Origin of the sequence: Paenibacillus sp. 2TAB23, assembly GCF_052115165.1 — a bacterium.
Lineage (GTDB): Bacteria > Bacillota > Bacilli > Paenibacillales > Paenibacillaceae > Pristimantibacillus.
The window spans coordinates 157,497-170,980 of sequence record NZ_JBFRGD010000013.1; the positions used below are offsets into that span (position 1 = coordinate 157,497).

Genomic DNA, 13,484 nt, shown 5'->3' on the forward strand with positions numbered 1-13,484 from the left:
GGATAAAGCGGTATCCAGCGGATATATCGGCTGGATGCCGTATGTTTATTTCTGAATACCGTATGTTTATTTTCTGAATACCGTATGTTTATTTTCTAAATATCTTATGTTGGTTTTCTAAATATCTCTTGTTTATTTTCTGAATATCGTATGTTCATTTTATGAGAAAAGGAATGAGTCAGGACATGTCTACACGGACGACGACAGCATTAACGGAGCAATGGAAGTTTCAAGCGGACCCTGCGGGCCTCGGCATGGAAGAATGCTGGTTCGAGAGTGGATTGCCGGATGGGCGCGCCGTGCAAATTCCGCATACGTGGAACATCGAGCAGGGACTGGAGGAGTATCGGGGGCTTGCTTGGTACAGCCGCGATCTGCACATATCGGAGGAATGGATAGGGAAGACGATTCGCCTGCAATTCGATGCGGTGTATCGAGATGCTGTTATTTGGGTGAATGGCAAGCAGGCTGGCTCGCACGGCGGTTCAGGCTACACGGCATTCGTGGTTGATATCTCTGCTTTTGTCATGCATGGTCAAACTAATCGGCTTGTCGTCTCTGTTCAAAACGAGAATAGCGAGCATGCTTTGCCGATTCGGAACAGCTTCGATTGGGCGGACGACGGCGGCATTATTCGGGGCGTTTCGATGATCGTGACAGGGAAGTTCGCTATCGATTACGCGAAGGTGGATGCCATCCCCCTATTCGCAACGCCTAAGCACTCCGCGCACGAGGGCATAATCAAGGGCGAAATAAAGCTTTGGCACTCTGTGCCTGAAGAGAAGCTGTCCTTGACCGTAAAGCTGTCCGTTTGGCGGGAAGGTCAGCTAATCGCAAGCGAGCGGTATGATACGGTTGCGCACAATCGTATCCTGCAGCTGAAAGAGCTGCGGATCGAGAAGCCGGAGCTTTGGCATTTCGACCACCCCCATCTGTATAACCTTCATATCACGCTGCTGTCGGACAACGCCGAAGAAGATCAGTTGAGCCTGCATGTCGGCTTTCGCGAGATTAAGACAGCGGGCAATCAAATGCTGCTTAATGGCGAGCCTGTGCGTTTAATGGGCGTGGAATGGATGCCGGGCTCTCATCCGGACCGAGGCATGGCGGAGACGGAAGAGGATCTGATTCAAGTACTGAAGCAAATCAAGCACGCGAATTGCGTCATTACGAGGTTTCACTGGCAGCAGGACAGCCGACTGCTGGATTGGTGCGATCGGAACGGACTTCTTGTGCAGGAGGAAATTCCGCATTGGCAGCAGCCAGGAGAGCCGGGTGACAGCATATTGCCGATCGCGAAGCAGCATGCGGAGGAAATGATTCTTCGGCATTACAATCATCCGTCAATCTATGCGTGGGGCATGGGCAATGAGCTGAACGGTCAGGATGAGCGCACCGTCAGCTACATGAACAATCTGAAGCAGCATATGCTGGAGCTGGACAAGCATCGGTTCATTAATTACGTGAGCAACTCCATCCATTTCGGACCGGAGAGCGATGCGACGGGCGAAGGCGACCTGCTCATGTGGAATGATTATATCGGAACTTGGCATGGGGATTTGGATTTGCCGGAGACCATTCAAACGATCGAGTCAGCGTATCCGGATAAGCCGCTTGTTGTTGCGGAATTCGGCTTATGCGAGCCGGTCTATACGGGCGGAGACGAGCGTCGGATTAGCATTTTGCAGGAGAAGACCGAGGAGTATCGCAAGCATGAGGGAATTGCGGCGCTTATCTTTTTCAGTCTCAATGATTACCGTACGCAGATGGGAGAAGAAGGCGTAGGCAGATTGCGGCAAAGGGTGCATGGCGCGACAGATGTGTATGGAGAGCCTAAGCCCTCTTATCAGGCGCTTCGCGAGTTAGGTTCGCCCATTACATGGAAGCAGGCTTATACAGATCGTAATGGATTGTTAACGGTCGTATGGAAAGTCCGAGACGACATACCGAGACATGCGATCTGTGGTTATTCGCTGACGCTGGCTAATGAGAATGGAAGCCGTGTATATGCTGTTCCGTCTTTGAGCCCAGGCGAGGAATGGAGCTTCGTACTTCCAGCGAGTGAGACTTTTACGGGAAGCGGGTTTGATTTCGAAATTTGCCGCCCAACCGGATCCTCCGTATTAGATGGCAGGCTCACCTTTGCAGCAGCGGAATAGCAGCATAACTATGGTAGTTGTATAAGCAACCAATATGTTGTGAATATACCCTGTAAAGGCAGCCCTTGGTTTGTTACGCTAACAGGGGTTCCTATCATGACGAATCAACTATGTTTGGTACGCAGACATAAGCCAGGTACTTTCTTAATGAAGCAAAGCAATAGATTAGGCGTTATTACAGGAGGAATCACATTTATGACCACTTACTCGCTCAAGCTAGACGGACCGAATAAAGAGATTAGGCCAGGCAAGCTGGCTGGCAACAAAGGCTCGAACCCAAAGGGCGAAAGCTTTGGATTTACAAATTTTTATATGCTGCGCAACGATCAGCCCATTATTCCGGTCGTAGGTGAATTCCACTTCTCGCGATTCTCATATTTGCATTGGGAGGAAGAGCTGCTGAAGATGAAGGCAGGCGGCGTGAATGTCATCGCTACCTATATCTTCTGGAATTATCACGAGGAAGAGGAAGGTATATTTAATTGGAGCGAGAATCGCAATCTACGTCATTTCGTAGATCTCTGTGCGAAGCATGAGCTGCCGCTTGTGCTGCGCATAGGACCATTCTGCCACGGTGAAGTTAGAAACGGCGGCATTCCCGACTGGGTATTCGGCAAACCGCTAGAAATCCGTTCGAATGACGAGCTGTATCTCTCCTATGCAAAGCGTTTATACCGACAGATAGCCAAGCAAGTCAAAGGCTCATTATTTGCTGAAGGAGGGCCTGTCATTGCCGTCCAACTGGAGAATGAATATATGCACTGCGGTGCGCCGCTTGATTCTTGGGGCTATAAAGCCGGCGTATTCATGAGCTCAGGGAAAGGCGGCAACGCGCATTTGTCCGAGCTGCGCCGAATCGCAGAGGAGGCAGGCATTACGCCGATGTTCTTCACAGCTACGGCATGGGGCGGGGCAGCCGTGCCAGAGACAGATACGCTGCCGATGCTTGCAGGTTATGCTTATACGCCATGGATTCCAAATCAGCCGCCGAGCGGTGAGTATATTTACCGGGATTTGCATGTGAAGCCGTCCGAGGAAGTCAACTACGATACGCTTGATTATCCCGTCGCTTATTGCGAGATGGCGGGCGGCATGCAGGTCAGCTACACCGCTCGTCCGAATGTAAGCGCAGAGAGCGTAGAAGCGATGACGCTGGTCAAGCTGGCTAGCGGCAGCAATCTGTTAGGCTATTATATGTACCATGGGGGTTCTAATCCGGTAGGCAAGCATGGCTTTCTTAACGAATACGGACTTCCGAAAATCACCTACGACTATCAATCACCGCTAGGTGAATTCGGAAGAGTCGGCAAATCCTATGACCGTATCCGTTCCTTGTCTTTGTTTATGGATGCATTCGGTTCGAAATTGGCGCCGATGGGTACGGTGCTGCCGGAAGGACAGTCGGCTATTCACCCGGAAGACACGGAATCGCTGCGCTGGTGCGTACGGCAGAAGGACGGCTCGGGTTTCTTGTTCTTGAACAACTTCCAAGATCATCTGGAGCTTCCTGACCGTGAAGGGGTACGGATTGAACTGGACACGGCGCAGGGTAAAGTTGCTTTCCCGCGTTCAGGACATCTCACATTGAAACGGGATGTATGCGCGGTACTTCCTTTCAACATCGAATGGGGAGGGGCGCTCATCGTGAGTGCGACCGTTCAACCGCTTACGAAGCTGGACGTAGATGGGCAGCCTATGCTTGTCTTTTATGCTCATCCGTCGCTTGCGCCTGAGCTCGTATTCAGTCGTACGAGTGTTGCATCCGTTGCGCTGGATGCCTCGCAGGCTGTAGAGGAAGCTAACGAGATCATTGTTGCGCCGCATGTCGGCAAAGAGCATGCATTCACATTGGTGCTGACTAATGGCCAAAAGGTGAGCGTTCTCGTTCTTACTAGAGAAGAGGCGCTTCAAACCTATAAGTTCCGACTTTGGGGCGAGGACAGGCTTGTCATTAGCGACAGCCGCCTTTACGCAAAGGATGAGTGCCTCGTTGCGACCTCTGAAGGCCAGGCGTGCTGGAACGTATCCATTACTCCTGCGCTGCCGGACCAAGCTTTGCTTGCTAGCGTGGGAACGGTTAAAGCGAAGCAGGAAGGTTTGTTTCAAACGTATCAGGTTGAGGTTCCGATCTACGAGCCTGCGGTGACGGTGAATAAGCCGCTTGAACGCAGCGCCCTAGTCGAGCTGGACACCAATTGGCCAAACCATGTATCTGATGTCTTTCTGAAAGTGGAGTATGATGGCGATGTAGCGGCTGCTCACCTGGGTAACCAAATGCTTACGGACCATATTCATTACGGAGAGGCTTGGCCGATTGGGCTCAAGCAATTCAAGGATGATCTGGAGCATAAGCAGCTGCATCTGTCGATCACGCCTCTTCGCAAAGGTACGGTACACACCTTCGTGAACCAAGCACTCGTCGAGAGGTTTGAAGGCGTTGAAATTGCGGTATTCCATAACATTGAGCCGATCCCGTATTATACCGTGGCCTTATATAAAGCTTTTAATTAATCATAGAAAACCGGAATTTCGGCTGTTATGCCGAGACTCCGGTTTTTTTGAAATAGAGGAAAGTATATCATTTCGCCAACTTTCTCTATATTTCTACGCGAAACGTAAGCAAAGCCGCCAGAGGACAGCTTCAGCCGTTTACGCTTGCGCAGCATATGGGAATCCTTCTGGAAAGAGTTGCGAAAACATTGCATATGTTTTGATTTTGCAGGTTGATATATTCGTAGTGTCCACGTATGTTGAAGAGGGCGAGAATTGCCGCAATAAGCTGCCCCTAACACATCCATCAGAGGTGCGAAGCCGTAATGCCTAAAATTAATCTCTTTACCAAGATCGTCGCTTTGATCATCATCATGCTGACGCCGATCCTGCTCCTTTATTTTTATTCCAACAAGACGAGCACGGACGTCCTGCGCGAAGAGTTGAACAAATCGAACACGAACCAGCTTGTTTTTTTTCAGAACGAGGTTAATACGACGATTGACTCTTTGGCAATTTGGCCGGACCTGCTCATTCAAGACCCCGATATTGCCTCCCTTCGCGACTTCTTTACCGAGATGAATGAACTCAGTCTGAATACGATAACGTTGATCAAAAGAATTCAAACGAAGCTCGCCATTCAGCAAAATTCGTCGAAGTGGACCAGCAGCCTTCATATTTATTCGCCTATCTTGCATCGGGATATTACGGATAGGGATGCCATCATGTATGATGACGCCGATTTGAAAAAACGGTTGAAGCCGGGCTGGCAGGTAAAACCGGTGGATCAAGGACAGAGCGAGCATTATGTCTTCTCCCGCTATGCGGTCATGCCGTATTCTAGTTACTTGGATCCGAGCGGCGCGAACCTGATCATAGAAGTACAGTTCGATAGCTCGAATATTAAGGATATGCTGGATAAGTTCAAGAGCGGAGGACAAAGAGAACCGTTTTATTACATGGAGAACGTGGGGACCATTTTTAACCGCTCTGTGAATAAGGAACGGACGGAACTGGTTCTATCGGAGCTGCAGGCCGAACCGCTTCAGGATATGGAAAGCAGAACGGTTCAAGTAGGCGAGGAGAAATATATGGTCAATATCGTCAAATCAGAAATGATCGGCTGGTATTTGATCGATTACATTCCGATTTCCGAAATCATCAGGCCAATCCAAAAAACGAATCAGCTGTTCTACGTCTCTATGGCAGGCTTGCTGCTGCTTTGCTGCACGGCTGCCTATCTATTGTATGCGCAGGTTCAGGTACCAATCAAACGTTTGGTTATCGGCTTTCAGAAGCTGAAAAACGGCGACTATTCCGTGCGGATGAAGCCGCGCGGCAGGAGTGAGTTCGGCTTTCTATATACGCGATTCAATCTCATGGTCGCTCAAATCCAGGAGCTGTTCGAAACGGTTTATTTGGAGAAGATCCATGTGCGCGAGGCTCGTCTTAAACAGCTGCAATCGCAAATTAACCCGCATTTTTTTTATAATTGCTTTTCTTTCATATCGAGTATGGCCAAGCTGGAGAAAAACGAAGCCGTCGTTGCGATGTCCCATCATTTGTCTAACTATTACCGATATACGACGAGGCAGGAACGTGATCTTGTTGCGATGTCGGAGGAAATAAGCTTCGTCACTAGCTATTTGGAGATCCAAAAGATGCGCATGGCAAGGCTGCATTACTCCATCGACATGCCGCAGGAAATGCAGCATCTGGAGATTCCTCCGTTAATGCTGCAGCCGCTCGTGGAGAATGCGGTCATCCACGGGATTGAGGCTTGGTCGGATGCTTCAAGCATTCGGATTACCGGAGAATGGTTCGAGGATGGCGCAAGGTTGATCGTTGAGGATGACGGAAAAGGAATGAGTGCTGAGGAGATGCTTATTCTTCAGCACAAGATGCAGCATCAAATGGATGAGAATATGGGCTGCGGGCTATGGAACGTACACCAGCGCATGCATTTGCGCTTCCGCGGAACTGCAGGGGTAAGCTTCTCTTCTTCCAATCTCGGTGGATTAAAAGTCATGATTACTTGGTCGACAGCTTAGAGAAAGAGGGGAATGCCAATGATTGAAATTTTATTGATCGATGATGAGTCTTATGTAACCGGAAGCTTGGAGAAAACGATTCCTTGGTCATCTATCGGGGTGAAGAGCGTCTATCAAGCGGCATCAGCCTTTGAAGCATTGGAGCTGCTTGAGGAGAATGCCATTGATATCGTCGTTACGGATATTGCCATGCCGGAGATGAACGGACTAGAGCTCGTTCAGGAAATCGGGCAGCGCTGGCCGCATATCAAATGTGTCCTGCTGACAGGCCATTCAGATTTTCAATATGCGAAGAAGGCGGTGCAGCTGCAAGCATTTGATTATATTCTGAAGCCGGTGAACGACGACGAATTCGTTAAGACCGTCTCAGGAGCAATAGAAGCGCTAAAAGATGAATGGGAGCAGGCAGAGAAATACCAGCAGCTGCTGTACGACCGCAAATCGGATTTCAAGGTGCTGCGCGCGAATTTTATGGTCGATCTCGTATTGGGGAGGCAGCTCTCTCCGAAGACGATAAAGGAGAAGCTGTCGCAATATGAAATTCCGTTATTGATGGAGAGACCGACAGTAATGATGCTCGTGCAGCTGGGCAAGCAATTCTCTCATTTGGACTATAGCTCTTCCTCTCTGATGGAATTTGCGGTCGGCAATATCGCCGAGGAGTCGTTCGCCGATCATTTCAACGTCTGGCATTGCAAAGCGCCGCATGAGTATTTGCTTATTATGGCTCAGCCGAGATACGAAACGGATGAGAGGTCTGAATTTAGCGCTGAGAGCAGAAGCTTGCGCAAAACAAAGCTGGCGGAGGCAACGAAAATGCTGCGGGCGAATGTGAGCAATTACCTCAAGGGGGAAATCTCTATCGTTGTGACCGATTGGTTCGAATTTCCTGATTCGATTACGACGGCTTACCGCGCGGGGCTTGGCGCCATGTTCATGATAGCGAATGAAGAACAGCATTCGGTCCATTTCTTGGACGACCGAGTCGGCAAGGATCATATTTTCGTAAAATCAATGGAAACTCTATATAAGCCGCCAACGATGATTACGCTGCTGGAATCGAAGCGCTGGGATGCGGTAGAGCAGAAAATCAAAGATGTTTTTGCGGATTTGAAGGAAACCAGATATTCGCGCGAGCATCTTTACGAGRTCTATTTGGCGTTGACGAACGCCTTTATGTATATTGCGCATCGGCAGGGCCAATACGTATCGCAGATTAATGAGCTGGGCATCGACTTTATTCTGGACCAGACGATGGTCTTGTCCCCGGATCGTTTGGAGGAATGGGCGATCGGCGTCCTGAACAAGCTCCAAAGCGAGCTGTCTGTAAAGGAGGAAAGCGCCAAAAGCTTCATCGTGAAGCAGGTGCAGGAAATCGTGGCGACCAATCTAAGCCAGGATACGACCGTGAAAACGATCGCTGACCGCGTCTTCCTTCATCCGGTCTATCTCTCGAAAGTATTCAAAGCGGAAACGGGAGAGAGCCTAAGCGAGTGGATTATTGGCATGAAGATGGAACGGGCTCTCTATTTGCTCAAAAACACGAATAAAAAGATCTATGAGATTACAAGCGAGCTTGGTTACCAGAATCCGCAATATTTCAGTAAAACATTCAAAAAATATTACGGCATGACTCCCCAGGAGTTCCGAGAGCAGTAAATGGTTGCAAAAGGTGCTGATATGTTCGCTTTGTGTCATAGGCTCGGTCTGCCCTCAGACCTATAATGAAACGTGTAGAACATAATCATGAGGGGGATTACAATGAATACGATAATAAAAAAACGATTTACGTTTGCGGTTTGCATGCTGCTGATCGTCTCTGCCATCGTTGGATGCTCGAACAGCGGAAGCAAAGCGGAGCCGTCTGATACAGCGAATGGCAACGCTGCCGCGGGCAATGAGGAAAACCCTTACAAAGAGAAATATGATCCGCCAGTTACGATCTCTACCGTATGGGGAGTCGATCCGGCGCTTACGTTCCGCGAGGGCGAAACGATTGAAAACAATGTGGCAACGAAATGGGCACTCGATACGCTTGGCGTAAAAGTAGATTCGCTTTGGTCTGTGACGGATACAAATGGCGCATTCGCGACCAAAATGCGGCTTGCGATGTCCTCCGGGCAAAAAATGCCGGACATTGCCGTAATCAATGACAAGCTGCTTGCACAGGATCTTATCGATTCAGGCATGTTCCAGGATGCTGGCGCATTGTTTGATAAATACGCAGGCGAGAAATGGAAAACGGCGATGAACCTTGATCCAGGCGTTTGGAATGCTTACGTGAACGACGGCAAGCGCATGGGAATTCCATTGCTGGATTACGCGTACAATAGCGATTACCTGCTGTGGATTCGCCAAGACTGGCTTGATAAGCTTAATATGAAGGCGCCTAAAACCATTGCTGAGCTTGAAGCCGTAATGGAAGCGTTCAAAAATAACAATCCGCAAGGATTGGCACCGGATAAAGTCGTACCGCTAAGCGTTGGCTTCAAAACGTCGATGAATACGTGGATGGGTGATCCGTCATGGGTATTCGGCGCTTACGGCACATTGCCGGCGCAGTGGAATCTAGCTGAAGACGGCACACTTGAATATGGCTCTACGAATGCCGGCATTAAGCAAGGTCTCGTGAAGCTGAAAGAATGGCGCGACAAAGGCTACATCCCGAAAGAAGCAGCGCTATGGGATGAGAACAAAACCTCAGAGCCGGCAGTTGCCGGAACGGCAGGCATTATTCCTGGTCCTTATTGGATGAGCGGCTGGCCGCTCCTGGATACCGCCAAAAATGTAGAGGGCGCAGTATGGAAGCCATATGCGATTCCGACGGGCGAAGACGGAACGGCGATGCGTCACGGGACCCATTTCGTCAACGGTGTTATTCTAATTAACAAAGACATGAAAAACCCGGAAGCATTCTTTACGTATGAGAACTACCTGTTCGAGAATCTTGCAGACCCGCAAGCGGGAAGCCCATTTGAGCTAGGCGCGTTCGAGGGCTACGATTACGCGCTTGACGCAAGCGGCAAAGCTTTGTACTTGGATGATGTTCCCGGCGGTGCCATCACCGCTCCGCTGCGTTACTTTGTCGTTCGTGACGGCGCACGCATTCCAGACGCGCAATTCAAAGCACTGCTTAACCTGGCAGAAGGCAAGGAAGCCACAACATACCGCGAGAAAGAGGTTATCGCGCAATATGGACCGGAAACGGCGCTTGCGGCAACGGTCATCATGGAGCAAGAAGCGATTTCGAAGAAGGATATGTTTGTTGGTCCTCCTACCAAAACCATGAAGTCGCGCATGGACTATCTGAAAAAAATCGAAGCGCAAACGTTCAATGAAATCATCTATGGCGCGAAACCTGCAGATGCGTTTGACGAGTTCGTGAAAAGCTGGAAATCATCCGGCGGCGACGATATTACGAAGGAAGTCAATGAGTGGTATTCTAGCGTTGCGAAATAATAATACCAGCATGCGAGAGCGGTCCCTTGGGCCGCTTTTTTATTTCGTATTAAGGGAATGGATATTTCTACCCTCGTATACCTTGCTTATATTTCATCGCGAAATGAGCGCATGCCGCCATGCGCGGCTAAAGCCTTTTACGCATACGTGCCTAAAGCCTTTTACGCATGCGTGCCTTAAAAGTGGTTGCATTTGTGCCATGAATGTTGGGTTTGTTAGCTACTTCGATTTTTGGCGCGCTGATATAATTTTGGTATAAGGAACGCAGGTAGCACACGCGCCTGGCAACAGGCTGACCGCGTTTCGCATCTCATCCAGCGGGAGGAACAAATCATGTCACAGCAGCAACCGCTCCAACCAGACGACATCTCCGTATCTGTTGTCCAATCAAAAGGAAAACCGCTGTTTTATTACCTCATAAAACAATGGCCGTTTCATCTCATGGTGCTTCCATCCCTCGTTTTCCTCATTATTTTCGCGTATTTGCCCATGGGCGGATTGGTAATGGCCTTTCAGGACTATAAACCTTGGCTCGGCCTGACAGGCTCAGAGTGGGTTGGCCTAGACCAGTTCCGGTATTTATTCGAGCGGGAGGACAGCCTGCAAGTGATATGGAACACGCTGATCATCGCCATCTTCAAAATGGTGCTCAACCTGGTTGCGCCATTTACATTCGCCATCCTACTCAATGAGATAAGAAAGCAGCTTGTAAAACGTTTCGTGCAGACCCTCGTTTACCTGCCGCATTTCTTATCCTGGGTCATCTTGGGCGGAATTTTGACGGACCTGCTGTCTACGGAAGGCGGGCTCGTCAATCGTCTGCTGACTGGCGTTTTCGGCATGGAGCCGATTTTCTTTCTTGGCAATGGCGATTGGTTCCGCTTCACTGTTATCGTATCCGACGTATGGAAGGAGTTCGGCTTCGGGACAGTTGTATTCCTAGCAGCGCTCGCTAACATTAATCCTTCGCTCTATGAAGCGGCGGAGGTAGACGGCGCGAGCCGCTGGAAGCAAACGATCCACATCACCGTCCCTTCGCTGATTCCGATCGCCATCGTCGTTGGCACGCTGGCGCTCGGAAACGTTCTGAACGCAGGCTTTGATCAAATTTTCAACCTGTACAATTCTTTGGTCTATGCCAAGGGCGACATCATCGATACCTTTGTGTATCGGACGGCAATATTGAATGGCGAGATGGGCTTTGGAACCGCAATTGGCTTATTCAAATCGGTAATCAGTTTTATCTTGGTCGTCATTTCGTACCGCCTTGCCTACAAGCTGGCGAATTACAGAATTTTTTAAAAAAGGAGGTCATGCGGCATGTATCATAAATCACCATCCTACCGGATATTCAACACGTTCAATACGATTCTATTAATCGTGCTATCGTTGCTTTGTATCATTCCGCTCCTGCACGTGTTCGCTGTATCGCTGAGCGCAAAGGCTGCGGCTGACGCCAATATTGTCGGCTTGTGGCCGGTAGACTTTACACTTGAGGCTTACAAGAAAACGACGAGCAACCCGATCTTTTTAAACTCGATGTGGATTGCGGTAAAACGAACGGCAATCGGAACGGCGCTTACGCTGTTTCTCTCCTTCTTAGCCGCATATCCCTTGTCAAAAGAAAACAATGCTTTCCGCGGCAGAAACGTGTATGCATGGCTGTTCGTGTTCACGATGCTGTTTAACGGCGGACTCGTGCCGTTCTATATGGTCATTCAGAAAATCGGCTTGATGGACAATTTCTGGGTGCTCGTCCTACCAGGCGCAGTCAATGTGTTTCTGACGATTCTGATGCTCAACTTTTTCCGAGGCGTCCCTAAAGAGCTGGAGGAAGCGGCATTAATTGACGGAGCCGGTCATTTCCGGACGTTGTTCAGCATTTATTTGCCGGTATCGCTGCCTGCCATTGCAACGCTCGCATTGTTCAGCATGGTATTCCACTGGAATTCCTGGTTCGACGGCTTACTCTACATTGGCGACCCGAAAAATTATCCGTTGGCTACCTTTCTGCAAACGGTCATTATTCAGCGTGATATGAGCTCGATGAGCATCAATCCGGCTGACCTGGCGCTAATCTCGCAAAAAACAGTAAAATCAGCCCAAATTTTCATCGGCGCACTCCCGATCCTAATCGTCTACCCGTTCCTCCAAAAGTTTTTCGTCAAAGGCCTCGTTATGGGCTCGGTTAAGGAATAGTGAACTGCGTATAAACTGCACATAAACTGCACATAAACTGCACATTTAAATGTTCTTCCGATCGTCATTGCTCAGGGATTCCTTTGAATCAACGAGGAAAGGTCGGAATCCCTTCACAAAAACGACCGCTGGCGCTTCTCCAGAATCATTTAAATGCTCCGTTTACCTTAATTTGCTGAAGAAATCAGCTAATTAGCAAAGGGGATGTCCCGTAAGTCATTCAATGATGGTGGAATATCCCCTTAGTTATTTAGGCAAAACACGAAACTGCACATAAACTGCACATTTAAATATTCTTCCGATCGCCATTGCTCAGGGATTCCATTGAATCAACGAGGTAAGGCCAAAATCCCTTCACAAAAACGACCGCTAACGCTTCTCCAGAATCATTTAAATGCTCCGTTGGCAATCATATGCTGAAGAAAACAGCTTATTTGCAAAGAATATGTCCCGTAAGTCATTCAATGATGGTGGAATATCCCCTTAGGTATTAAGGCAAAATACCAAACTGAACATAAACTGCACATTTAAATATTCTTCCGATCGCCATTGCTCAGGGATTCCATTGAATCAACGAGGTAAGGTTGGGATCCCTTCACAAAAACGAGCGCTAACGCTTCTCCAGAATCATTTAAATGCTCCGTTTACCAGAATTTGCTGAAGAAATCAGCAATAGACCAAAATCAAAAAACGGTGCAGGATAGCCCTCTGCAACGTTTTTTTTATGAAATATTTTTCTTGTTTTCGACTGTACGAGCTGTTTCTTCAGCAACCACTAGGCTCTTCCAACGCATGAAAGCTTGTCCCTTCAGGGACAATGCGATCCAACACAAACGTACCATCGAAAGCCCCAGTCAATCAACCACGAGGCTCTTCCAACGCATGAAAGCGTGTCCCTTCAGGGACGAAAGCGATCCAACACAAACGTACCATCGAAAGCATCCAGTCAATCGACCACGAGGCTCTTCCAACGCATGAAAACGTGTCCCCCCAGGGACGAAAGCGCTCCAACACAAACGTACCCTCGAAAGCGCACATTCAATCGACCACGAGGCTCTTCCAACGCATGAAAGCGTGTCCCTTCAGGGACGAAAGCGCTCCAACACAAACGTACCATCGAAAGCGC

7 protein-coding genes are annotated in these 13,484 nt (G+C 49.0%); all 7 read left to right on the top strand.

Annotated elements, in window-relative coordinates:
* Positions 1-185 precede the first annotated feature (185 nt).
* Positions 186-2,159 carry a glycoside hydrolase family 2 protein gene (locus AB4Z29_RS19305; RefSeq protein ID WP_441944636.1) on the top strand — a complete coding sequence of 658 codons (1,974 nt, stop codon included), beginning with the start codon at positions 186-188 and terminating at the stop codon, positions 2,157-2,159.
* A gap of 195 nt (positions 2,160-2,354) precedes the next feature.
* A complete protein-coding gene (locus AB4Z29_RS19310; protein WP_441944684.1) occupies positions 2,355-4,670 on the top strand; it encodes a beta-galactosidase in 2,316 nt (771 codons plus the stop codon).
* A gap of 305 nt (positions 4,671-4,975) precedes the next feature.
* Positions 4,976-6,700: a sensor histidine kinase gene (locus AB4Z29_RS19315; protein ID WP_441944637.1), complete on the top strand. Its 1,725-nt coding sequence runs from the start codon at positions 4,976-4,978 to the stop codon at positions 6,698-6,700.
* A gap of 18 nt (positions 6,701-6,718) precedes the next feature.
* The gene (locus AB4Z29_RS19320; protein ID WP_441944638.1) at positions 6,719-8,359 is read left to right on the top strand and encodes a response regulator transcription factor; all 1,641 of its coding nucleotides are present in this window, start codon (positions 6,719-6,721) and stop codon (positions 8,357-8,359) included.
* Between the two features lie 102 nt (positions 8,360-8,461).
* Positions 8,462-10,159, top strand: coding sequence for a sugar ABC transporter (locus AB4Z29_RS19325; protein ID WP_441944639.1), 1,698 nt, complete (start codon positions 8,462-8,464; stop codon positions 10,157-10,159).
* A 441-nt stretch (positions 10,160-10,600) separates the two neighbouring features.
* Positions 10,601-11,461, top strand: a complete 861-nt coding sequence (locus AB4Z29_RS19330) for an ABC transporter permease (protein ID WP_441944685.1) — start codon at positions 10,601-10,603, stop codon at positions 11,459-11,461.
* A gap of 18 nt (positions 11,462-11,479) precedes the next feature.
* On the top strand, positions 11,480-12,358 hold the full coding sequence (locus AB4Z29_RS19335) for a carbohydrate ABC transporter permease (protein WP_441944640.1): 879 nt from the start codon (positions 11,480-11,482) through the stop codon (positions 12,356-12,358).
* Positions 12,359-13,484 lie beyond the last annotated feature (1,126 nt).